Below are 22,847 nucleotides of genomic sequence, written 5' to 3'. Positions count from 1 at the left end.
GCTCGGATCTACCACCCGAAGATCTACCGCCGGATCCTTCCGAACGGCACAATGTGGACACCACCAGGCGGCTGGCCGGGCCACATCGGGTGCGGCGGACGCACCAGAGACGGCGGACGCACCAGAGACGGCTGCCGCACCAGAGATGGGAGTGCGTGCATGGCTGAGGCAACCGAGGCAGCGGCGCAGGCGCCGTGGGAACCGCCGCTGGCCGGCTCGGAGGTGGAGCACCTGCTCGGTGCCCTGAACCGGCTGCGCACCACCTTCCGCTGGAAGACCGACGACCTGGACGCCGAGGGCCTGTCCCGCACTGTGGGCGCCTCCGCGCTGACCCTGGGTAATCTGCTCAAACATCTGGCGTGTGCCGAGGATGAGAAGTTCGGGATGGCCCTGTCCGGTGCGGCCTACGGGCCGCCGTGGGCCGGCATGGTCGACTTCGACGGAAGTCCGCACGACTACATGTTCAGCACCGATGGGATGGAGCCCGCGGAGTTGTACGGCGTGTGGGACGTGGCGGTACGCCGATCCGACCAGCGCCTGCAGGCCGCTCTGGAGCAACAGGGCCTGGACCAGCGGGTTGCCCTGGGCGCCGACGAGGGGTTGGAGGTGAGCCTGCGCCGGCTGCTGTACGACCTGGTGGAGGAGTACGGGCGGCACACCGGCCACGCGGATCTCCTCCGGGAGGCCGTCGACGGTCGGGTCGGCGAGGACCCGCCACAGGGTTGGAGCGCCGTGAGCGGGAACTCACCGGTCGGAGTTCCTCCTGGCAAGTGAATCGACGGCCGGCCTGGAAACGGCCGGCAGGGAAGGAGTCGCGATGGCTGACACACCCGATATCCGACCGGTGGGGGACCTACCGGACGCGATCGGCAAGACCGCTGCCCGCGAACTCGCGGGCAACGGCATCACGAGCCTGGCACGGGTGGCTCAGCACTCCCGGAAGGAACTGCTGGCCATCCACGGCGTGGGTCCCAAGGCGATCGCCATCCTTGGCGAGGCCCTGGCGGCCGAGGGTCTGGACTACCGCGCAACCTGACCGCGCCGGCGGGCCGGGCACCCCCGTCATCAGACGCCATCGCCTCCGCCGGGCGGGCGCACCAGAACGGGCCGCCCCGGCGCAGTGATGCAGATGCCGCAGGCACGATCCCCTGCGAGGATGCGTCCATGTCCGCCTCTGAACAACTTCGAGCCGACTTCGAGGAACTCGCTGCGCGCGTCGGCAAGGCAGCCCATGCCCGCGGCGCGCTCGTTGCCACCGCCGAGTCCCTGACCAGCGGACAAGTGGCCGTCCACCTGGGCGCCGCACCCGATGCCGGTGACTGGTTCGCCGGTGGTGTGGTCGCCTACACGGTCGAGGCGAAGCAGCGTGCTCTGGGCGTCCCGCCCGGCCCGGTGATCTCCGAGCAGTGCGCCACCGCGATGGCCGAGGGGGCGGCGCAGCGGCTGGGGGCAGACTGTGCCGTGGGCGTGACCGGTGTCGGCGGGCCCGACGAGCAGGAGGGTGAGCCGGTCGGGACGGTGTTCATCGCCGTACACACCCCGGAGGGCACCACCTGCGAGCAGCATCACTTCGACGGCGACGCCGAGGAGATCCTGGACGCCACCACCCGCAGGGCCCTGGAACTGCTCGGCCAGGGGATCACCGATGTCGGGACCAAGGCCCAATAACGGCGCCGCCCACCGCCCGGGGTCTAGCCGAGGAGTTCCCGCACCCGCAGCGACTGTTCGGCCAGTTCCGGGGGTGATCGGTCCGCCCCGTCGAACCAGGACACCGCGGGCCCATCACCGGCGAGCCGCCAGGTCCCGCAGACCACACCACCGGTGATCACCAGGTTCGCTCCGCGGCTGACGGCGGGCCGGTGTTCGGGCGGGACCACGTGGACGTCGGCTGTGCCAGTGCCGAGCACCCACTGGTCGTGACCGGTGAGGAAGCGCACCGCACCGGTAGGGCTGGCGGCCATCAGGTCCTCCACGTGGTCGGTGTGCACCAGCGCGGGCTCACCCTCCACCTCGATCTCGGTGAGTTGCTCACCCAAGCCGGCGAGCCACCCTGCGATGCGCTGACGGCCGGTGCCAAGCCCCTCCCCGAGCCAGTAGTGCACCCGCTCGGGCGTCGTCGGGCCGTAGGCGGACAGGTAGGCGAGGACCGCCTGCCTTCCCGCCTCCTGCAGTTCCGGCAGACCCGGCCAGTACCGGTTCTGTGCGAGCGCCTGGAGGGTGGCCTGTCCGTTCCTGGTGGGGCCGAAACACACGTCGCCCTGCCAGAAGAAGGGCTTGAGGAAGGTGTTCGCGGCCGAGAGTGCCGGTCCGAGGTGGGCGAACCTAGCGCTCGTGGTGACCTCCGCGGCGACTTCATCCGGTGTCAGCGGCCCATCAGCCAGGGCCTCGCGGACCGCTGCCCGAAGCGCCGGCCACTCCCCCGGCTCCACCCGGTAGTGGTCGCGCCAGCTCCGGCGCTCCCACATCCGGCTCGCGGATCGCAGCGCCAGGTAGACGGCCGCGCTCGCGGGGGTCATCAGGTAGGTGCCGCCTCGGAACGCGAACACCTTGACCACACGGCCCTGGGCGAGGACCCGATCGAGTTCGTCCGGTTCCGGTTCGGTCTGGCGCACCCGCACCGCGTACCCAGGGTTACCGGACCAGGCCGGGATGGCACCCAAACGGCCCACGACCTCGTCGGCCCGAAGCCGACCCGCCGGCGCGAGCAGCTGCCGAGCCATTCGCCAGGCCAACGCCTGCGCCCAGGTCACCCGCACCGCGCTACCGCCATCTCGGATCCGGCGGAACGACACGCTTCATGGATGCCCACCCGGCAGCCGAAGACCATGCCACAGGGACTCTCCCCCAGCCTCGTTGCCATGGGCCCATCCTCGCACCCCGGCCGTCGTCGCACCCGGGGGTTATCCACTATACGTGCGGGTGCCGATGCAGGACAATGACGACGACGGAGAGGGGACGAGCCGAATACGGCCACCGGACCACCGCTCACCTCAGGAGGAGACCACACATGGCTGACACACACGAATCCAAGGACGACTCGGCCAAGGCCAAGAAGACCTGGTACGAGGAGTTCACCGTCTCCGGGAACGAACTTCTCGACCAGGTGAAGAAACTCGTCGCCGAAGGCAACGTCCGGCGGGTGTTCATCAAGAACCCCGAGGGGCGCACCCTGCTGGAGATCCCTCTGACGGTAGGCGTGGCCATCACCGCCGTGACCGCGGCGTTCGCGCCCATTCTGGTGGCGGTCGGGGCCATTGCGGCGCTACTGACCTCCGCGACGATCGGTGTCGAAAGAGAAGACCCTGACGACGACGCGGGCGGCAACGAAGACTCGACGGCAGGCAACGGGCCGCCCGTCCTGGAGCAGTAGCCGCTGCACGGACCATGGCAGGGTGGGAGCATGACGACGATTGCTTTCACCGGCGGACATGTCCTGCCTATTGACGCTGAGCCCTTCGATGGCACGGTGATGGTCACCGACGGGGTGATCAGCGCGATCGGGCCGAAGGCGAAGGTCCCGCGGGGCGCCGAGGTGGTCGATGCGACCGGACAGTGGGTGCTGCCCGGTTTCGTCGATGCCCACACGCACCTGGGTACGCACGAGGAGGCCGAGGGCTGGGCCGGTAGCGACGTCAACGAGATGACCGACCCGGTCACCGCCCAGGTCCGGGCACTGGATGCCATCAACCCCAAGGAGACGGGCTTCGCCGACGCCCTGGCCGGCGGCGTCACCGCGGTGTGCGTCAATCCCGGCTCGGGCAACGTCGTCGGCGGCTTGTGCGTAGCGATCCACACCCACGGGGATGTGGTCGATGAGATGGTGCTGCGCTCTCCCGCCGGACTGAAGTCGGCGCTGGGTGAGAACCCGAAGCGGGTGTACGGGGACAAGAAGACCATGCCCTCGACCCGGCTGGGCACCGCCGCGGTGTTGCGGCAGGCGTTCGTCGAGGCGCAGAACTACGTGGCCAAGCGCAAAGCGGCCAAGGGTGACTTCGATGCACGCAACCTCACCCACGAGGCGGTCGCCTCGGTGCTGGCCGGGGAGATCCCGTGGCGCCAGCACGCCCACCGCGCTGACGACATCGCCACCGCACTGCGGGTGGCTGAGGAGTTCGGGTACGAACTGGTCCTGGACCATGGCACCGAAGCACACCTGGTGGCCAAGCAGATCGCGCAGCGGGGTGTGCCGGTGCTCATCGGGCCGCTGTTCACCAGCAGGTCGAAGGTGGAGTTGCGCGAGCGCAGCCTGGCCAACCCCGCCAAACTAGCCCGGGCCGGAGTGACGATCTCCATCATCACCGACCACCCGGTCGTCCCGATCAACTTCCTCGTGCACCAGGCCACGCTCGCGGTGAAGGAAGGCCTGGACCGCGACACGGCGCTGCGCGCGATCACACTGAACCCGGCCAAGGTCATCGGCATCGACGACAAGGTCGGATCCCTGGCCAAGGGCAAGTACGGTGACATCGTGCTGTGGAGCGGAGACCCGCTCGATGTCATGCAGCGCGCACAGCGGGTGTTCATCAAGGGCCAGGAGGTCTACTCCTACTCCGCCGACGAAGCCAACGCGCCCTCCAGTTCGTAGCCTTTAGCCCCTCAGGTGTCCGCACCGACGTCGCGGGGCCAGATCCAACGCCAAGTCGGCCTGGTCGCCCACGTAGGCGATGAGCGGCGGGTTTGACCGAGCGTGAGCCGGTACGCCCCAAGGGTGCGCAGCAGCCGGCGGTAGCGCTGCTGGGTCCGGCTCAGCGGCGGCATCGGCACGTACCGTTCGATGGTCGCTGCTCCGGCTCACGGTCCCAGTGATGGCACCCATGGCGTCAGCGACGACGGCACGTCACGGGGCCGGCGGTGATGGGGGTCCGTGGCGCGGCGGCGACCAGGTCTGGCGGATCCGGAGGACCTTAAGAGGTCAGCTGGTTGGCCGGTACCGGGCATGCGCCTGGCCGATGCGCCCACCGCCGATGATCCCGACCCGCGTGCGCCGGGTCATCGGTAGAAGGCGGGTTGTTCGACGAGCCGCACTGGTTCGATCCGTCCGGACTGTTGGGAGGTCACCCCGGCCTCGCAGCACGCTGCCGTGGCGTAGCCGTCCCAGGCGGTGGGCCCGGAGGTGGTTCCGGCACGTACCGAATCGACCCACTGCTGAATCTCGGCGTCGTAGGCCACCTCGAACCGGTCGTAGAAGTTCTGCGAGATCGCCCGGGACTCCTGCTGGGCGGAGGTGACCTGCATGCCGGTGGCGTACCCAGCGGACACGACCCCGTTCTCGAACACCGCCTGCGCCTCCACCTGGTATCCCAGGCCGGAGTTCATGAAGATCTCCACATCGGCGAGCAGACCCGAGGAGGTCTCCAACAGCACCAGTTGCGGGTCACGCATGGCGCCCTTGCGGGTGCTGCGACTGGTGCGCACCTGCACTGAGGTCACTTCCTCCCCGGTGAAGAACCGCACCGCGTCGAATTCGTGCACGACGGAGTCGTTGATGAGCATCTCCTCGGTGAACCCTGGCGGAGCCGCAGGATTGCGGTGCTGGAAGTGCAGCATCAGCAGCCGACCCAACTGTCCGGAGTCGATGACCTGCTTCAACTGGCGGTATTCGGTGTCGAATCGTCGGTGGAAGCCCACCTGGATCGTGCGCCGGCCGCTGCGTTCCTCGGCCTGCAGCACGCGCAGTGCTGATTCGGCAGCCGGGGTCAGGGGCTTCTCGCACAGCACCGGTAGATCCGCCTCGATCAGTTGCAGCAGGGCCACCTCGTGCAGGAACCCGGGAGTCACCAGCACGACCGCATCTGCACAGTCGGCGGCGACGAGATCGTCGATAGTGCCGAACACCCGTGGCTGAACCTGCTGGCGGGCGCTGGCTCTGGCTGCCACGGAGCGGGCCCGGTCGGCGTCCACATCCACCAGGGCACTGACTATCGCACGTTGAGTGGTTCCGGCGATCCGTTCGACGTGATTGGTCCCCATCCGCCCGGTGCCGACGACCGCGACTCGCAGATCGCGCTCGGATACCGGTCGCCCGGTGGACTCTGCCGGTGCTGGCTGCCGCTCGGCGCGCACCTGAGGGGGTGGCTGCACCTCGTCATCGGTGCGTCCCTCAGTGGATGGCATCGGTTTCTCCTGCGGTGGCGCTGGGGCCCAGCAGCGGGCGCTGGCGGGCTTTCTGCTGGGTGTAGGTGACGTGAGCAGCCTGGGTGGTGTCCAGGTCGGAAACCTGCGCCACGGGCACGTCCCACCAGGCCTCGGAGTCGGGCGCTCCCTGGTACAGGTCAGAGGCGATGTGGATGAGCACCGGACCGGTGTCCTCCGGTAGCGACCTGGCGTGGTCCACGGCCCGGCGAAGGTCGTCGATCGCGCCCGGTCCGCGGTCGATGCGGATCACCTGCACGCCCAGCGACTCGGCGTTGGCGGCCAGATCCACGGGCAGTTCAGCACCGTCCTCAAAGGAGTGGCGCTGGGGGTCCAGGTAGCGGAACTTGGTGCCGAACCGTTGGCTGCCCACGGTCTCCGACAGGGATCCGATCGAGGCGAATCCGTGGTTCTGCAGGAGCACCACGATCAGTTTGATCCGTTCGGCCACAGCGGTGACCAGTTCGGTGTGCATCATCAGGTAAGACCCGTCCCCCACCATGACCACCACGTCCCGCCCGGAGCCTTCGGCGAGCGCGGCCCGTTTCACACCCAGGCCGCCAGCGATCTCATAACCCATGCAGGAGAACGCGTACTCCACGTGGTAACCGTAGGGGTCCTTGATCCGCCAGAGTTTGTGCAGGTCCCCCGGGAGGGAACCGGCGGCGCAGATCACCACGTCCTCATCCGCCATGGCCCGGTTCACCGCGCCGATGATCTGGCTCTGGGCGGGTAGCGGCTGGTCCTGGATGGTGAACGCCTCGTCCACGGTGGCATCCCAGCGTTGTTTCTCTGCCCGGATGAGTTCCGCCGTCTGCTGTCCTACTTGGTAACCCACGGAGCCCAGTGCCGCCCGCAGAACCGGGATCGTCTTTCCCGCGTCGGCGATGATCGGGACCGACACCCCGAGTTTGTAGGTGTCGAAGCCGGTGATGTTGATGTTCACGAACCGCAGCGCGGGGTTCTGGAACAGTGTCTTGGAGGCGGTGGTGAAATCGGAGTACCGCGTCCCGATACCGATCACCACATCGGCCTGTGCGGCGTAGGCGTTGGCCGCGGTGGAGCCGGTCGCACCGACCGCCCCCAGGGCCTGTGGATGGTCCCAGTCGATCACGCCCACACCCGCCTGGGTGTAGGCGACGGGGATGCCGGTGACCTCGGCCAGGTCACGCAGTGTGTCGGTCGCCAACGCGTAGTGCACCCCGCCACCGGCGATGATCAGCGGCCGGTGGGCGCCACGAATCAGGTCCACCGCGGCCTCGATATCCACCTGTTCGGGGTCGGGGCGGCGGATGCGCCACTGCCGGGGGGCCAGGAACTCATCCGGTACCTCGATCCGTTCGGCCTGCACGTCCTGGGGCAGTGAGATCGTCACCGTGCCGGTCTCAGCCGGGTCCATCAGCACCCGCATCCCGGACAACAGGGCGCTGAACACCTGTTCGGGCCGCTCCACCCGGTCAAAGAACCTGCTCACCGGCCGGAATAGATCGGCGCAGGCGATGGTCGCGTCGTGGGGCAGTTCGAGTTGTTGCAGGACCGGGTCCGGGGCGCGAGTTGCGAATTCGTCGGAAGGTAGCAGTAGTACCGGTAGCCGGTTCGTAGTGGCCACCGCCGCACCAGTGATCATGTTCGTACTGCCCGGTCCGATCGAGGCGGTCACGGCGTAGGTCTGGCGCCGACGGGTGTGCCGGGCGAAGCCGGTGGCTTGATGCACCAGGGCTTGTTCGTTGCGGCCCTGGTGGAACGGCATCAGCCCGGGAGCATGGGTCTGGACCTGCTTGAGGGCCTGGCCCACACCGGCGAGGTTGCCGTGCCCGAAGATGCCGTGCATGCCTGGGATGGTGCGCACCTCGGTGCGGTGACCATCGATAAGGTCGACAGTCCATTGGTTGGCCAGGAACTCCACCGCGGCCTGCGCCACGGTCATGATGCGGGTGCTCATTCAGGGGTCTCCTTCTCCACGGAGTCGTCGCGCAACAGCGACGCGGCGGTGTCGATCGCGCCGGCCACATCACCATCCTCGGGGTAGAGCAAGGCCCGGCCCACGGTCAGGCCCTGCACCCCGGGTAGCGCCAGGGCCGGGCGCCACGTGTCCAGGATGTCCTCAGTGGGCCCGGCCGCGCTGCCGCCCAACAGCACGGTGGGCAGGGTGGTGGCGGCCATTACCCGTTCCATATCCGGTACCACGGGCAGTTTCAGCCAGGTCCGGGCCGTACTCGCCCCGAGCCCCTGGGCGATGGCTACCGAGCGCACCACCGCATCGGTGGACAGGTCGTTGACCACCTGGCCCTGGCGTTTGACGGCGATGAACGGTTCCACCATCGCCAGCAGCCGGTGCCGGTGCAGGTCGTCGACGGCGTGGGCGGTGGCCTCCAAGAGCGAGGTGGTGTGTTCCTCGTCGTAGGCGATGCGGGTGAGCATCTTGCCGCCGTCAGCACCGATCTCTGCCAAGGCCGGAGCGGTGTGGGCGGTGAACCGGTCATCGATCTCATTCACCAGTCCGGGCAGGCCGGCGCGGTTCATTGAGCCGAACACGAGTTTGCCGTCCAGCGCGCCGAGTAACAGCAGGTCATCCAGCACGTCCGGGGACGCCAGCACCCCGTCCACCTTGGGGCTTGCCAGGGCGGTGCACAGCCTGTCCAGCAACTCCCGCCGGTCGGCCATGGCGAAGGAGTCACCGTTCACCCCAAGGGCGCCGCGGGCCGGATGGTCGGCGGCGATGATGAAGACCTGTTTGCCCCGGCGTGGGCCGGGGTGGCGGCGCCGGGCACGGGCGACACGCAGCACCGAGTCGGGGTCCTGCACACGCAGGTCGGTCAGATGCTCATACCGTCTTGGGTCGCAACTCCCGCTTCGCGCCGGTTGGGCCACGGTCATTCCTTCTTCCGGGCGGGCTCGGCCGGCGGCCGGTCCGGGACGGCGCGTCCGGCGTCGCGCAACATCTGGTAGATGCAGGTGGACGTGGGCATCGCTTCGGAACAAGCGATCTGCCCCGCGACGTGGGCGCCGGCGGCGTTGGCGAAGTCCAAGATCTGTTCCAAGGGCCAGCCGGATAACAGCCCGTGGCATAGCGCCCCGCCGAAGGAGTCCCCGGCGCCCAGCCCGTTGACGGTCTCCACCTGGATTGGCTTGGAGGTGACGCGTTCCTCGGCGGTGGCGGCCATGACGCCCTCGGATCCCTGTTTGACCACGGCCAGTCGCACTCCGGATTCCAGGATCCGGTCGGCCTGGTCGTGGGCGCTGCCGGGACCGACCGCCACGGCGCATTCCTCGGTGTTACCCACCGCCACCGTCACCGAGGGCAGGATGCGCATCACCTGCTCGCGGGCCTGGTCCACCGAGTCCCAGAACATCGGCCGGTAGTCCAGGTCCAGGATGGTCTGCTGCCCGGCGATGAGTTCATCGCGAGGACGGGCCTGATGCATCGCGACCTGTGCTTCACGGGAGGCGGGTCGCACCATCCCGGTCAAGGTGGACCAGAAGATGCTGGTGTGCCGCACCGCGTGATAATCCACCTCATCGACGGCGATCTCCCAGTCCGGCGCCGACGGGCTGCGGCCGTAGAAGTACAGCGGGAAGTCCTCCGGGGGTTGGATCGCGCAGAACGTCACCGGGGTCTGCAGCCCGGGCACGGCGGTCGCCCACCGGTCGTCCACGCCGTAGCGCCGTAGTTCGCGGCGCAGGTAGACCCCGAACGGGTCATCGCCAGTGCGGGTGATGACGGCAACGCGCCGGCCGTGCCGAGCGGCGGCCACCGCCACGTTCGTGGAGGAGCCGCCCAGGTACTTACGGAACCGGGTCACATCCTCCAATGGCACGCCGATGTCATCGGGGTAGATGTCCACACTGATGCGGCCAGTGGTGATGAGGTCGTAAGTCACGCGTGCTCCTAGCGGATCCGGGTCCGGGAGCCGCAGCCGCATAAGTACCGGCGGGTGCGGGCAGCGATCGGCAGGGGTATGTCGAAGGAGGCCACCGGGTACATATCCTGTTCCACGATGCAGTAGAACCCGCGGCCCAGTTTCTCCAGTTCCTCGATCACCACGGCCAGGTCGGGAGCGCCCGCCGGCGGTTCGACCATCACCCCGGCCTTGTTCGCCTCGGCCCAGGTGAGGTTGTCCCGGCGCACCACCTCCATGATCGTGGGATCGACCTGCTTGAGGTGCAGGTACCCCACCCGGTCGGGATAACGGCGGATCAGGTCAGCCGATGAGGCACCCCCGTATTCGACGTGCCCGGTGTCCAGGCAGATACTGACCAAGTCCGGATCGGTACCTTCGATGAAGCGCTCGATCTGCTGCTGGCTGCACACGTGCGCATCGGCGTGGGAGTGGAACTGCTGGTGCAGGCCGTACTCTTCATGCAGGACCCGGCCCAGTTCGTTGTGCCCATCGAACAATCGCTGCCACTGGTCGGTGCTGAGGTCTTCATCCTCCACGGGCTCGCCGGTGACGTCATCGCGCCACATCGCCGGGATCACCACGATGTGTTCCCCGCCCACCGCGCGGGTGAGTTCGGCCACGCGCCTGGCCTGGTACCACGTGGCCCGGCGTTCATCCGTGTGAGTGCGGTGGAACGCGGTGAACACCGTGCCGGCACTCACCTTCAGATCCCGCGCGGCAAGTTCGTCCTTCAACTGGGAAGCGTCGGTGGGCAGGTAACCGTAGGGACCTAGTTCGATGATGCGGTAGCCGGCTTCGGTTGCTTCGTCGAGGAAGCGGTTCCAGGGGGTCTGGCTGGAGTCCTCGGCGAACCACACTCCCCAGGAGTCCGGTGCGGTGCCGATCAGCGACGGCGCCTCGGTACCGTCCTCGGCGACCTGGGGCATATGGGTGGGCGTGTGCGTCATTGTCCTCCTCCAGCCGCGGCTACAGCGAGAGGCCCGTTCGGCGGCCCCGCGAGTTGGCCTGCAGGTTCCAGTCTTCCGAGAAGGCTGTCCTATTGTCAAGACAAACAGGGGAACGGCGAATAGCATCGTCCTTCCGAGCGCGCGTTCCTCAGGTGTTATGACACGCCCGACTTGTCATGACAAACTAACCAAGGTGCAAAGGAGACGCCCCGTGCCCGCCTCACTCGAGATCGATCTGGACCGCTCCTCCCCGGTGCCGCTGTATCACCAGGTCGCGTCGGCCATCGAGAGCGCCATCCGCGACGGCACCCTGCCTCCGGACACCAAACTGGAGAATGAGGTGGCCCTCGCGCACCGATACAACCTGTCCCGGCCCACGATGCGTCAGGCGATGAACCAACTGGTCCGTAGCGGGCTGGTGGTGCGTCGCCGCGGTGTGGGCACCCAGGTGATCGGCCCCCGGGTGCGGCGCGACCTGCGCTTATCAAGTTTGTACAATGACCTGGTCTCCGAAGGAGCAAACCCGCAGACGACGGTCCTGTCGTTGGAACGGATCGGCGCGCCGGCCCAGATCGCCGAACCGCTGAGAATCGCCACCGGCGATGAAGTGTGTCATCTGCGCCGGTTACGGAGGGCGGACGGCCAGCCGCTGGCGGTCATGGAGAACTGGGTGCCGAGTAGTGTCGCGCACCTGGACAAGGAGTCCTTGGAGCAGGATGGCTTGTACAACATCTTGCGCAAGGCCGGGATCGACTTCCGGATGGCCCATCAGCGGGTGGGCGCCACCACCGCCGGCACCGAGCAGGCTGAACTGCTCCAGTGCAATCGCGGTTCGGCCTTGGTGATGATGGAACGCACCGCCCTGGATAGCCGTGGCATCGCGGTGGAGCACGGGCACCACCTCTACCGGGCAGACCGGTACTCCTTCGACATCACCTTGGTGGATTGACCAGCCGGCAGGACCGTCGAGCACGAAAGTGAGGATTCGCTATGCCCCATGCACAGACCAGGCCCTGGTTCCACCCCGCAGGTAGCACCGGTCACGGCCCCTGGGCTCTCGACCTGGGTACGGCTGACTCGGTCGTCCAGGTGCCAGGGTGGGAGCACACCGGCATCCGTAGCGCGGAGATCGCCCCCGGCGGACACGTGCATCTGGGTGCCCAGAACGAAGAGCGGCTCGTGCTGCCGTTGAGTGGTTCCTTCGACGTGCAGGTGGAAGGGGCGCGGTTTGAGTTGGAAGGCCGCGCGTCGGTGTTCCACGGCCCCACCGATGTGCTGTACGCCGGTATCGGCACCGAGGTGCGGATCGGTTCAGCCGATGGCGGTCGGGTGGCCGTCGCCTCGGCCACCGCCACCGTGGAGTACCCGGTCCGGCACGTGGGCAAGGCTGAGGTGCCGGTGGAACTGCGCGGGGCAGGTGCGGCCTCGCGCCAGGTGCACAATTTCGGCACCCCGGCCGCATTGGATGCCGACCGGTTCATCGTGTGCGAAGTGCTGACCCCGGCGGGCAACTGGTCGTCCTATCCCCCTCACAAACACGATGAGGAGACCGACGGCGAGACCGCGCTGGAGGAGATCTACTACTTCGAGATGCAGTCCGCCGAGGGCATGCCTGTCCCCCCGCCCGAGGAGGGCGGGCCGGACCTGATGGGGTATCAGCGCGTGTACGCCTCGGACGACCGGGAGATCGACGTCACCGCCGAGGTGCGCACCGGCGACGTGGTGCTGGTGCCCTATGGCTGGCACGGGCCGGCGATGACGCCGCCGGGGCACGACATGTACTACCTGAACGTGATGGCCGGCCCCGGCCCGCTGCGGGCGTGGTTGATCAGCGACGATCCGCACCACGGGTGGATCCGGCGCACCTGGGAAGGTCAGGAGATCGACCCTCGTCTGCCGTTCGACGGCTGAGGACACATGGTGGCCACCACGATCGGGCTGCTCGGAGCCGGACGGATCGGGACGCTGCACGCGGCGAACCTGCGTGCCCTGGCAGAGGTGGAGGTGCTGATTGCCGACGCCGAGCCTGCCCGGGCGCAGCAGGTCGCCGTCGACCTGGGCTGCTCAGCGGTGGCAGACGCAGAGGCCTTGTTCGCCCGAGATCTTGACGGCGTGGTGATCGCGACGGGCACCGACCAGCACGCGCCGTTGGTCCAGCGGGCAGCAGCGGCCGGGGCTGCGGTGTTCTGCGAGAAACCCCTGGCGCGGACCACCGCAGAAGCCTTGGCGGTGCTGGAGGTGATCGACGCGTCCGGGGCCACCGTGCAGGTCGGTCACCAGCGGCGCTTGGATCCCGGATACCAGGAGGCCCGACGGGCGTACCGGGCGGGAGAACTGGGGTGGTTACACACCGTCCGAGCGGTGACCGCCGATCAGTTCCCCCCAGCGGTGGCGTTCCTGGCCACCTCCGGTGGGTTGGTGCGGGACTGCTCGGTGCACGATTTCGACATCCTGCAGTGGATCACCGGGCAGCGGATCATGGAGGTCTATGCCCGCGGCTCCAACAACGGCGATCCGGCTATCGGCTCCGTCGGGGACGTGGACTCGGCAGTCACGCTGGCCACGTTCGCAGACGGAACCCTGGCCACGGTCTCGGCCACCCGGCACAACGGCGCGGGGCATGATGTACGGCTGGAACTGCACGGGTCCGTAGGTACCATCCAAGTCGGCCTGGATGCCAGTTATGCGGGCAGAAGCGCCGAGCCAGGCTTCGTCTACCCCGCCGGCCAGGTGCACACCACGTTCCACGAACGATTCGCCGACGCCTACGCGGCGGAGATGGCGGCGTTCGTAGCGTTGGTGCGCGGCTCCGGCGCCAATCCCTGCCCTCCCCATGAGGCGGTGGACGCTGGGCGTGTCGCCGACGCCGCGCAGGCATCGCTGGACTCAGCAGTACCGGTCCGGGTGGCGCGGTGACCCTCGGTCCTGCAAGGCGACGCGGTCATGGTGGTGCGGCGTTCACCGCCCGAGCACGCGCTCCGCTGCGCTGATGATGAGCGACGCACGCCAGGCCAGAGCGCGCGGAGGGTGTCCCAGTCCTGATATCGCGCGCTCACGAACGCCCCGCATGTGCCGAATACACTCCGAGGCCCTTGGTGCGCCCCCGGCGACTCAGGTGCACCCCCGCAGCGAGCAGGTGCGCACCGGCCAGGACCACACGGCAATGATCCCGGCCGGGTTCGATGAACCTGCTGCAGCGCGGGCTGCTATTCCGCGGGCTGCTATTCCGCGGCCTGCTCCTCCAGCGCGGCCGCGAACTCCTCGGCGTTCTCGGCTGTCACCAATGTGGTGTCGATGGCGATCTCGGCTTCCACGTCTTCACCGGCTGCCACCCGGATGGCTTCCTCGATGCTGCGAGCACCCATCTCGTAAGCGCCTTGGGCCATGGTGGCGTCCAGTTCACCGGCGATGATGGAGTCGATCGCATCGCCGGTCCCGTCCACGCCTACGATGAAGAAGTCATCGAGGTCCAGGCCCGCTCCGCGAACGGCCTCGATGGCACCCAGAGCCATGTCGTCGTTGGCCGCGAAGATCACGTCCAGCTCGGGGTTGGCCTGCAGGGCGTCGGCGGTGACGGCGCGAGCCTGCGCACGGTCGGAGTCGGCTCCGAGATCCGCCACGAGGTTGAAGTCAGTGCCCTGCAGCACCTCCAGTGCGCCGTCGATGCGGTTGTCGGTGGAGGGGTTACCGGCCACACCGCGGATGGTGAGCAATTCCCCGGAGCCCGCCTCATCGAGAAGGAACTCGCCCACTGCCTGACCAAGGTCCCAGTTGTCGGTACCGATGAAGGTTTCCGCTCCGTCCCACCCCTCGATGTTGGTATCCAGCAGTACCACCGGGGTGCCTTCGTCCACGGCGCTTTGCAGGATCGGTTGGAGTTGCTCTGCCTGGGTGGGAGAGACCACGAGCACGTCGGGCTGGTTCGTCAGGTCCGCCTGGATGCGGTCGATCTGTTCCTGCACCTCGGTCTCCTGGGTCGCGCCACCCACGGTGACGTTCACTCCGTGTTCGGCCGCGGCATCTTCCACCCCGCCCATCACCTGCAGCCAGTACGGGGAGGTGGTGGTCTTCAGCACCACGGCGACGTTCAGCGCATCATCGTCGCCGCCGTCGCCATTTCCGTTACCGCAGGCGCTCAGTGTCAGGACCGCAGCGGCGGTGAAGGCTGCACCCACCCGCCATTTCTTGTTTCTTGACGCCATGATCTACTCCTCCTTGTGGGTTCTCGCACCCACGATCAGTGAAACCATTTCCTCCATCGTCTCTGCGGTGGGCACGACCTCGCCGACCACACCGCCTTGTCGCATCACCACTGCCTTGTCGCACACCTCGACCACGTGATCCATGTTGTGGGAGATGAGGACGATCGAGACGTTGTACCGGCGCGGCAGTTCAGCGATCGTGTCCAGCACGTTGCGCGTCTCCCGGACCCCGAGCGCCGCCGTCGGCTCATCGAGGATCAGCACCCGGGTGGCGAACGCCACTGCGCGGGCCACCGCTACCGCCTGCCGCTGGCCCCCGGACATCAGGCCCACCGAGGAGCTAAAACTCGGCAGATGCACCTGCAGGGAGTCGAGTTTACGACGGGCCTCGGTTTCCATCGCTTTGCGGTCCAGCCAACCCAGGGCACGCAGCCAACGCGGTTTAGTCAGTTCGTTGCCCAGGTACAGGTTGGAGACCACGCCGAGGTTGTCGAACAGCGCCAGGTCCTGGTACACGGCTTCGATGCCCAGGGCCCGGGCGTCGTTCGGGGAGCGGATGTCCGCCGGATGCCCATCGATGTAGATCCTGCCGGCATCGAGCCGGTGTACACCGGTGATGGCCTTGATCAGCGTGGACTTCCCGGCCCCGTTGTCGCCGAGCAGTCCCAGTACCTGGCCCTCATCCAGCGAGATGCTCACGTTGTCCAGAGCCCGCACCGGCCCGAAAAGTTTCGAGGCGCCGCGCACTTCCAGGATCGGCGGAGTGCGCCCGGACTCTGCGGGGGCTGGTGCTGCTACGGCATCGGACATGTCACTTCGCCTTCTGGTCAACTTCCTTCTGGTCAACTTCCTTCTGGTCGACTGGTTTGTGCTCAGCCTCCGCAGTTTTCAGCCGGGTCTCGAGGCGTTGACGGACCACGTCCATCTCCACGGCTATGATGACCACCACGCCAAGCGCCACGTACTGCCAAGCTGCGGCGACGTTGAGCAAGTTCAGCCCGTTCTGGATCACGCCCAGGATGAGCGCCCCCACTAGCGCCCCGAACACGGTGCCCCGGCCGCCGAAGAAACTGGCTCCCCCGATGATGACTGCCGCGATAGCGGACAGCTCCAGCAAGTTCCCGGCCGTGGGATAGGCCGAGTTGGTCTGCCCGGAGACCACGAGCGCTGCCACGCCAGCGAAGAAGCCGCTGATCACGTAGACCGAGATCAGCACTCGGTCCACGGGGATCCCCACTCGTTTGGCACCTTCCTTGTTCGCACCCACCGCATAGATCCACTGCCCCCAGGTGATGCGGGAGAGCAGGATGTGCACCAGCAGCGCGAGGCCGAGCACCAGGAACACCGCGACGGGCACGCCGAATACGCGATGACTGCCAAGGGCGAGGATGGCAGGGGGCATACCGGTGATCGGCCGGCCTTCGGAGATCAGCAGTGCAGCCCCGCGGGCTACCATCATCATCGCCAGTGTGGCCAGGAACGGGTGCGGTAGCCGACCTTTGACGAACAAGGTGCCGCTGACCGCGCCGGCGAGGATCCCCCCGGCGATCATGCTGGGGATGATCAACCAACCTTCCACGATGTTGGCTTCCCGGACCCACAAGGCACCGAGCACACTGGCGAAGGCGATCACCGAACCCACCGAGAGGTCGATCCCGGCGGTGATGATGACCAGCAGTTGACCCAGCGCCAGCAGCGCCACCACCGAGGACTCCAGGCCGATGTTGCCCAGGTTGCGCCCGGACAGGAACACCGGGGTGAGAATGGACATCGCGATCGCTAGGAGCAGGAGCATCAGGGCCGGCCCCATCCGAACCAGTGTGAGGCCCCAACGCAGACGCTCCTTGTCCGCTACGGGTGCTGTCACAGGTCTCCCCCGTCCTTGTTGGGAACCGGCACCTTGCGTGTGTGGTAACTCATCCTGACCAGCACCCGATTCCTTGTCAAGACATATGGACTAATACCTGCGCCATGCGTGCCGCGCCGGTACGACTCTATGGTGGGTGCAGCGCACTGATCGACGAACCCGCTCGCCGCGACATGGCCGTCCGATCGCGAATCTGGTGCGGGCCAGTCATCACGTGCGGGCGTCCGACCGTACCCACCGGGGCGAATGGCTCAGACCGGCGCCACCTGGCGCAGGCAACCACGGGAGGCGACCGCGGGCCGGCGTGACTCACAATGCTGCCCGACACACCGGATGTGCAGCAGGTGTTGGGCACTGTCGTTCGCCCCGTTGAAGACGATCACCCTCTGGTGTTCGGCGAACGCAAGGACCGCTCGCTGCTCAATGACGTCGTCATCCTCCTCGCAGCCGACCATGCTGACGCCGGTCGCCTACGCCGCGGGCGTCAACGGCGCCGGCGGGCTCTGGGGAACCCGGCGGCTGGCCGGTACCGGTGGGCTGGGGAGTTCAAGCACGACGGCGGTTGCCTCCCGCGGTGGCCGACATCGACGACGAGGCGGCCTGGACCGGCATCCTCGCTCGCCACCCGGTGCTGCCGGACACCCGACACCGATTCCTCGCGGAGAGCGCCCCGGGCGACCCACGCCGGGGGGAGGTGCTCGGATGAGCGCCATCGACCGGTCATCGAACTGGAATGTCAGTGGCCGCTAGTACGGTTGTTCTATGTCGACCACCTCCGTCGCCGATCCGGTGACCCAGGCGCCAGCGGTGCTGGGCCAGGTCACCGAGAAGTTGAGTGACCTTGCTCAGGGCGAGTGGTGGCGAGCCACGGAGAGTGACCTCGTCGATGTGCTCGGTGCGGTGAACCGGCTGCGGCACGAACTCGCGCGCGTAGAGGTCCATGCCACCGCCGAGACGCTCAAGCGCGGCCTGCCCAAGGATCGGTGCCTGTCGCCGGCAGACTACCTGTCCGAGGCCCAGGCCCAGCGGGCACCCGCACCGCCGGTGGGGCACGCCGTGAACACCGTCCGGTTGGCAGAGGCCGTCCAGCAGGTCTCCGAGGGTGTCGACCGAACGGATTGTCTGCAGGAGACCGTCGCCGCATTCGACGCCGGAGTCCTCGCCGCGTCACGGGCCGGCACGATCGTGCGGTTCCACAACGAGGTAGCGCCCCATTCACCCCCTCAGGCGCTGGCCACGACCATGCGCACGATCAACAAGGGCGCCAAGGACTCCCACGGTCCCCGCGGAATGAGCAGGGATCCACTGGGCCGGGATCACGATCCGAACTCCATCGTTCGGCGCCGAGGGTGGAGCGAGCGCGAGTTGCGCACGATCCTGTCCCAGGCCCGCCGCATCATCAAACCGGCCACCGAGTCCGAACGCGAGGAGGAACGCGGCCGGGCCTTCCGCACCCTGCACTCCATCACGCGCGAGAACGGGATGACCGAGTACGCCCTGGTCGTCGAGCCCGAAGCCGCCGCCACCATCGATGCCGCTGTCTCAGCCTTGTCCGCCCCAGTCAAAGGTGAGGATGACACCCCGGATCCGCGCACTCCGGCCCAACGACGCGCGGATGCACTGCTGACCGTCATCCGGCGCGGAGTCTCCGCCCCCGACGGAGTGCCGAAAACGACCAAGGCCCAGGTGATGGTCACCATTCCACTGGCAGATCTGCTCAGCACCACCCAGGGTGCCGGCATCACCGCCACGGGGCAGGTCCTCTCCCCTGGCACCGTTCGGCGGATGGCCTGCGACGCCGGGGTCATCCCGGCCGTACTTGGCTCGCAGGGGGAGATCCTGGACCTGGGCACCAAGGTGCGCCTGTTCACCGAGGGACAGCACCGGGCCCTGTGGCACCGCGACCAGCGGTGCACCTTTCCCGCCTGCACGATCCCAGCGCAGTGGTGCGATGCCCACCACGTCGAGCACTGGGCTAACGGCGGACCGACGAACCTGGACAACGGGGCGTTGCTCTGCCCCCGGCACCACACCTATGTGCACAGTTTGGACTTGACCGCCACCGTGACCACCACCGAGGTCACATGGCACACCTGACTACCCCGCCCCGCACCCGGCTCGCGAGGGCCGGGACAGAGGCATGCCTGTGCAGCAGCGCAGCAACCACCGCAGGCACCGCCGGCCCCATAGGCACAGCAGGAACCGCTGGCACCCCCGGCGCGGCAGGCCCCATAGACGCAGCAGGTATGGCAGCCGCCGCAACAACGAACGCTCAGGCGGCGTACAGGTTCACCTCGGCAGCCTTGATCACGAACGTCACCTCCTGACCCACGGTCAGGCCCAGGGAGGCGACCGCTGCCGGGGTGACGTCGGCGGCCAAAGTGAGACCCGCCGTCGTCCGGGCGCGCAGCCGCACCAGTTCTCCCTGCTGCTCGATCCCGACCACCCGCACCTCGACGGTGTTGCGCGGGCTGCCCCCGGGAGCATCGCGGTGCACCGCGACCGCACGCGGGCTGAAGGTCGCCGCAGCGGCTCGTCCAGCAGCAACCGGCCGGCCCGGCCCGGTCTCACCGCCGTCGGGCATGCCGTGGATCACCAGACCACCGGTCAGAGTGATCGCGTCGCGGGACTCCCATACGCCCGAGAGCATGTTCACCCCGGCGAAGCGAGCAGCGAACTCCGAGCGCGGCCGGGCGAGCACCTGCAGCGTCGGCCCCTGTTCGACCACCCGCCCATCGGAGAGGACGACGACGGAACCGGCCAGCGCGAGCACGTCCAGCAGGTCGTGGGTCACTACCAAGGCTGTGCGACCGACTTCACGCAACGAGGTTCGTAGCACCTGACGCATCTGGGCAGCAGCCTCGACGTCCAGCGCGCCCAGGGGCTCATCGAGGAGCAGCAACTCGGGATCGGGGGCCAGCGCGCGCGCCAGCGCGACCCGTTGTTGCTGCCCGCCGGACAGTTCCCCCGAGCGCCGGTGTGCCAGGTGGGCGATCCCGACCTCCGCCAATCGCGCCATTGCGATCTGGCGGGCTCGCGCGCGTCCGGCACCCTGCGCCTGCGGGCCGAACGCCACGTTCGCCAGGACATCCAGGTGGGGCAACAGCAGGGGTTCCTGAGCGAGCAGTGAAGTGCCCCGCCGATGCGGGGGCACCCACCCGCCCTGGCCGGCTACCTGTCTCGATCCCAGATGCACGGTGCCCGCACTGGGGTGGAGTGTGCCCGACGCCAAGGCGAGCGCGGTGGACTTGCCGGCGCCGTTGGGGCCCAGCAGCGCCACGATCTGACCGGCCGGAACCTCCAGGTCCAGGCGGACTTCGCGCTCGGACACCTCAGCGTGAATTGATAACGCCGGTGGAGTCGCGAGGTTTCCGCCTCCCGCCGTCGGTCCTCTGACCGCCGCGCATCCTGGGGCACCGCCACTGCCTGAATCCTCAGCGCGCATCACATCCCCGGCGCGCATCGCTCTGCCGGCGCTCATCGCGTCACCCGAGTCCGCCTCGGCCGAGTTCATCGCGCCACCGGAGTTGGCCGCGTCCCCCGAGTTCATCGCATCACCTGCGTGCCTCGCGCACCGGCTGTGCGGCTACGCCCGTGGGTACTCAGCACCAAGACCGCAGCCAGCAGAATCAGGACCAGGGACAACGCTATCGCCGCGTCCGGGTCGACCTCCCGCTGCAGGTAGATCTCCAGCGGCAGGGTGCGCGTCACCCCCTGCAGGGACCCGGCGAAGGTCAGCGTCGCGCCGAACTCGCCCAGACAGCGGGCGAAGGCCAGCGCTATGCCGGAGCCCAACCCCGGGCCCAGCAGCGGCACCGTCACCCGGCGCAGCACCGTGGTGGGCCGGGCCCCCAGGGTGGCGGCCACCACCTCATGCCGACGACCGGCGGTGCGGGCAGCGCCCTCGATGGAGATCACCAGGAACGGCATCGCCACGAATGCCTGCGCCAGCACCACCGCCGCCGTGGAGAAGGCGACGTCGACCCCGAGCACCTGCAACTGCTCCCCGATCAGTCCGCGGCGACCGAACGTGGTCAGTAGCGCCAACCCGGAGACCACCGGTGGCAGCACCAGCGGGAGCAGCACCACGGCCCGCACCACCGGCGCTGCGGGGAAGCGCACCCACGCCAGCACCAGCCCCAGTGGCACCCCGAGCACCACACACACCAACGTCGCGGCTACCGAGGTGCGCAGACTGAGCCAGAGCGCGGACAGTGAGGCTTCGGAGGTGAGCAGGGCGGGCAGGTCGGCCCAGGGCACCCGAGCCAGCATGCCGATCACCGGCAGCGCGATGAGCAATACCGCACCTGCCGCGGGAAGCAGGATCCACCGCGGCAAACCGGCGGCGAAGCCGGCTCCCCCGTCCCCCGCCCGGACCTCCCGTCGCTGCCGCGGGTCGGTTTCCGGTTCACCATGGCCCGGCGGCCGAGAGCCTCGGGCCCTCGTCGGTGCCCGGTGCTGCGGACTCATGGGATGCCGAAGCCCGTCTCGTCCAGCACCGCTTGCGCTTGCGACCCGAGCACGAAGTCGATCCATGCGGTCGCAACGTCGGGGTGGTCGGAGCCGGTGGTGACAGCCATCGGGTAGTGGTTGATGGCCCGCTCGTGCTGGTCGTAGACCTCGATGATCTCGATCCGTTCCCCGGCCGAGGCGGCATCGGTGTTGTACACAAGACCGGCATCGGCCTGCCCGGAGGTGATCTTGCCGAGCACGTCGGTGACGCTGCCCTCCTCACTCACCGGCACCAGGTCGACGTCGAACAGACCAGCCACGGCGGCGGTTGCCTGCCCACACGGCACCTGGGAGGCACAGACCACCAGGTCGGCACCGGCCAGGCTGTCATTCATGCCGGTCACGCGGGCCGGGTTCCCCGCCGGGGTGATAAGGGTGAGCACGTTGGTGGCGAACAGGACCGGCTCGCCCTCGATCGTGCCGTTGGCCGCGGCGTCGGCGATCGCCGCCTCGTTCGCAGCGGCCAGCACATCGGCAGGCGCCCCGGCGTCCAACTGGGCAACGAGGTTCGAAGATCCCGCAAAGGAGAACGCCACCGATACGTCGGGGTGCTCAGCGGTGAACATCTCTCCGATCTGGGTAAAGGCGACATGCAGGGAAGCCGCGGCGAATACGGTCAGTTCACGGTTGGGCAGGTCACGGTCGGGGTCGGCCTCGTCACTCGCCCCGAGTGTTCCGCACGCGCCCAGTGTGAAACCCGCGGCCAAGGCGCCAGCCAGTAGTCCGCTCCGAGGCATCAGGCCGGTTCCTTCGGAGCCTCGATAATCACGGTGGTCGCCTTGACCACGGCGGTAGCCAGCGAGCCGGGCTCCAGGCCGAGGTCATCGACGGCCTCGGCGCTCATCAGCGACACCATCCGGAACGGCCCGCACTGCAGATCCACCTGCGCCATCACCTGGTCGCGTAGCACCCGGGTGACCAGTCCGGTGAACCGGTTCCGCGCGGAGGACCCGATCGCCGAGTCCCCCAGGCTCGCCGGTCGCGCAGCATGCTCCTCAGCTCGGCGAGCGAGTTCGGCGCCGTCGATCACCTTGCGTCCAGCACGGTCCTGGGATGCGCTCAGCAACCCTTCCTCGACCCATCGGCGCACGGTGTCATCGCTGACACCGAGAAGAACGGCGGCCTCACTGATCCGGAAATACGGCATGATCAGCACTCTACATCCGCATGCTCGGTTGTATGGCACTCTATTACCCGATTTCGCGGAGTGTCTCTCTTGGCTGCCAGGACCAAGCGCGCAGCATGTCCGGACCAGCGCGCAGAACTCATGGCGTCGGCCCGGTAT

General features: G+C 68.0%; 23 protein-coding genes. 10 read left to right on the top strand and 13 right to left on the bottom strand.

What is annotated here, in order from left to right; genetic code table 11:
• Positions 1-159 precede the first annotated feature (159 nt).
• The 3 genes from ACO0LV_RS09620 (at position 160) to ACO0LV_RS09610 (ending at position 1,668) form a co-directional block, all read left to right on the top strand.
• Complete coding sequence (locus ACO0LV_RS09620; protein ID WP_424787675.1) at positions 160-774, top strand: DUF664 domain-containing protein; 615 nt, start codon at positions 160-162, stop codon at positions 772-774.
• 43 nt (positions 775-817) lie between these two features.
• A complete protein-coding gene (locus tag ACO0LV_RS09615) occupies positions 818-1,036 on the top strand; it encodes a hypothetical protein (RefSeq protein WP_424787674.1) in 219 nt (72 codons plus the stop codon).
• A gap of 128 nt (positions 1,037-1,164) precedes the next feature.
• Positions 1,165-1,668 carry a CinA family protein gene (locus ACO0LV_RS09610; RefSeq protein WP_424787673.1) on the top strand — a complete coding sequence of 168 codons (504 nt, stop codon included), beginning with the start codon at positions 1,165-1,167 and terminating at the stop codon, positions 1,666-1,668.
• A gap of 23 nt (positions 1,669-1,691) precedes the next feature.
• On the opposite strand, the gene ACO0LV_RS09605 is transcribed toward ACO0LV_RS09610, so the two are convergent.
• Complete coding sequence (locus ACO0LV_RS09605; RefSeq protein WP_424787672.1) at positions 1,692-2,750, bottom strand: DNA glycosylase AlkZ-like family protein; 1,059 nt, start codon at positions 2,748-2,750, stop codon at positions 1,692-1,694.
• A gap of 257 nt (positions 2,751-3,007) precedes the next feature.
• Between ACO0LV_RS09605 and ACO0LV_RS09600 the strand changes: the two genes are divergently transcribed.
• Both ACO0LV_RS09600 and ACO0LV_RS09595 read left to right on the top strand, forming a co-directional pair.
• On the top strand, positions 3,008-3,370 hold the full coding sequence (locus ACO0LV_RS09600; protein ID WP_424787671.1) for a DUF4342 domain-containing protein: 363 nt from the start codon (positions 3,008-3,010) through the stop codon (positions 3,368-3,370).
• Positions 3,371-3,400: 30 nt separating this feature from the next.
• On the top strand, positions 3,401-4,585 hold the full coding sequence (locus ACO0LV_RS09595; protein WP_424787670.1) for an amidohydrolase: 1,185 nt from the start codon (positions 3,401-3,403) through the stop codon (positions 4,583-4,585).
• A 404-nt stretch (positions 4,586-4,989) separates the two neighbouring features.
• Here the strand turns inward: ACO0LV_RS09595 and ACO0LV_RS09590 are convergent, their stop codons facing one another.
• From ACO0LV_RS09590 to ACO0LV_RS09570, 5 genes are read right to left on the bottom strand one after another with little or no spacing between them, the layout of a single operon-like run.
• Positions 4,990-6,114, bottom strand: coding sequence for a Gfo/Idh/MocA family protein (locus tag ACO0LV_RS09590; protein ID WP_424787669.1), 1,125 nt, complete (start codon positions 6,112-6,114; stop codon positions 4,990-4,992).
• Positions 6,101-8,074 carry a 3D-(3,5/4)-trihydroxycyclohexane-1,2-dione acylhydrolase (decyclizing) gene (gene iolD / locus ACO0LV_RS09585; RefSeq protein ID WP_424787668.1) on the bottom strand — a complete coding sequence of 658 codons (1,974 nt, stop codon included), beginning with the start codon at positions 8,072-8,074 and terminating at the stop codon, positions 6,101-6,103. Before iolD ends, ACO0LV_RS09590 begins: the two co-directional genes overlap by 14 nt.
• Positions 8,071-9,009 (bottom strand): Cgl0159 family (beta/alpha)8-fold protein, encoded by a 939-nt coding sequence (locus tag ACO0LV_RS09580; RefSeq protein WP_424787667.1) that lies wholly within the window; start codon positions 9,007-9,009, stop codon positions 8,071-8,073. The genes iolD and ACO0LV_RS09580 overlap by 4 nt, the downstream gene beginning before the upstream one ends.
• Positions 9,006-10,013, bottom strand: coding sequence for a 5-dehydro-2-deoxygluconokinase (gene iolC, locus ACO0LV_RS09575; protein WP_424787666.1), 1,008 nt, complete (start codon positions 10,011-10,013; stop codon positions 9,006-9,008). The genes ACO0LV_RS09580 and iolC overlap by 4 nt, the downstream gene beginning before the upstream one ends.
• Positions 10,014-10,021: 8 nt before the next feature.
• A complete protein-coding gene (locus ACO0LV_RS09570) occupies positions 10,022-10,981 on the bottom strand; it encodes a sugar phosphate isomerase/epimerase family protein (RefSeq protein WP_424787665.1) in 960 nt (319 codons plus the stop codon).
• Between the two features lie 211 nt (positions 10,982-11,192).
• On the opposite strand from ACO0LV_RS09570, the gene ACO0LV_RS09565 reads away from it, so the two are divergent.
• The 3 genes from ACO0LV_RS09565 to ACO0LV_RS09555 are packed head-to-tail and all read left to right on the top strand — an operon-like array spanning position 11,193 to position 13,897.
• The gene (locus tag ACO0LV_RS09565; RefSeq protein ID WP_424787664.1) at positions 11,193-11,930 is read left to right on the top strand and encodes a GntR family transcriptional regulator; all 738 of its coding nucleotides are present in this window, start codon (positions 11,193-11,195) and stop codon (positions 11,928-11,930) included.
• Positions 11,931-11,971: 41 nt separating this feature from the next.
• On the top strand, positions 11,972-12,892 hold the full coding sequence (iolB, locus tag ACO0LV_RS09560; RefSeq protein ID WP_424787663.1) for a 5-deoxy-glucuronate isomerase: 921 nt from the start codon (positions 11,972-11,974) through the stop codon (positions 12,890-12,892).
• A 6-nt stretch (positions 12,893-12,898) separates the two neighbouring features.
• Complete coding sequence (locus ACO0LV_RS09555) at positions 12,899-13,897, top strand: Gfo/Idh/MocA family protein (RefSeq protein ID WP_424787662.1); 999 nt, start codon at positions 12,899-12,901, stop codon at positions 13,895-13,897.
• Between the two features lie 305 nt (positions 13,898-14,202).
• On the opposite strand, the gene ACO0LV_RS09550 is transcribed toward ACO0LV_RS09555, so the two are convergent.
• From ACO0LV_RS09550 to ACO0LV_RS09540, 3 genes are read right to left on the bottom strand one after another with little or no spacing between them, the layout of a single operon-like run.
• Positions 14,203-15,183 (bottom strand): sugar ABC transporter substrate-binding protein, encoded by a 981-nt coding sequence (locus ACO0LV_RS09550; protein ID WP_424787661.1) that lies wholly within the window; start codon positions 15,181-15,183, stop codon positions 14,203-14,205.
• 3 nt (positions 15,184-15,186) lie between these two features.
• Positions 15,187-15,993, bottom strand: a complete 807-nt coding sequence (locus tag ACO0LV_RS09545) for an ATP-binding cassette domain-containing protein (protein ID WP_424787660.1) — start codon at positions 15,991-15,993, stop codon at positions 15,187-15,189.
• 1 nt (position 15,994) lies between these two features.
• On the bottom strand, positions 15,995-17,050 hold the full coding sequence (locus ACO0LV_RS09540; RefSeq protein ID WP_424787659.1) for an ABC transporter permease: 1,056 nt from the start codon (positions 17,048-17,050) through the stop codon (positions 15,995-15,997).
• Positions 17,051-17,624: 574 nt separating this feature from the next.
• Here ACO0LV_RS09540 and ACO0LV_RS09535 point away from each other — a divergent pair.
• Entirely contained in the window at positions 17,625-17,756 is a 132-nt protein-coding gene (locus ACO0LV_RS09535; RefSeq protein WP_424787658.1) for a hypothetical protein, read from the top strand.
• A 56-nt stretch (positions 17,757-17,812) separates the two neighbouring features.
• Entirely contained in the window at positions 17,813-19,147 is a 1,335-nt protein-coding gene (locus tag ACO0LV_RS09530; protein WP_424787657.1) for a DUF222 domain-containing protein, read from the top strand.
• Positions 19,148-19,322: 175 nt separating this feature from the next.
• On the opposite strand, the gene ACO0LV_RS09525 is transcribed toward ACO0LV_RS09530, so the two are convergent.
• From ACO0LV_RS09525 to ACO0LV_RS09510, 4 genes are all read right to left on the bottom strand, one after another.
• Positions 19,323-20,381, bottom strand: a complete 1,059-nt coding sequence (locus ACO0LV_RS09525; protein WP_424787656.1) for an ABC transporter ATP-binding protein — start codon at positions 20,379-20,381, stop codon at positions 19,323-19,325.
• A gap of 215 nt (positions 20,382-20,596) precedes the next feature.
• Positions 20,597-21,349 carry an ABC transporter permease gene (locus ACO0LV_RS09520; protein WP_424787655.1) on the bottom strand — a complete coding sequence of 251 codons (753 nt, stop codon included), beginning with the start codon at positions 21,347-21,349 and terminating at the stop codon, positions 20,597-20,599.
• A 167-nt stretch (positions 21,350-21,516) separates the two neighbouring features.
• Positions 21,517-22,299, bottom strand: coding sequence for a molybdate ABC transporter substrate-binding protein (gene modA / locus ACO0LV_RS09515; RefSeq protein WP_424787654.1), 783 nt, complete (start codon positions 22,297-22,299; stop codon positions 21,517-21,519).
• On the bottom strand, positions 22,299-22,709 hold the full coding sequence (locus tag ACO0LV_RS09510; RefSeq protein ID WP_424787653.1) for a TOBE domain-containing protein: 411 nt from the start codon (positions 22,707-22,709) through the stop codon (positions 22,299-22,301). Before ACO0LV_RS09510 ends, modA begins: the two co-directional genes overlap by 1 nt.
• Positions 22,710-22,847: the final 138 nt, after the last annotated feature.

The organism is Pseudactinotalea sp. Z1739, from assembly GCF_049725055.1.
GTDB lineage: Bacteria > Actinomycetota > Actinomycetes > Actinomycetales > Beutenbergiaceae > CALKWS01.
This window is presented reverse-complemented; position numbering and strand designations above follow the sequence as displayed.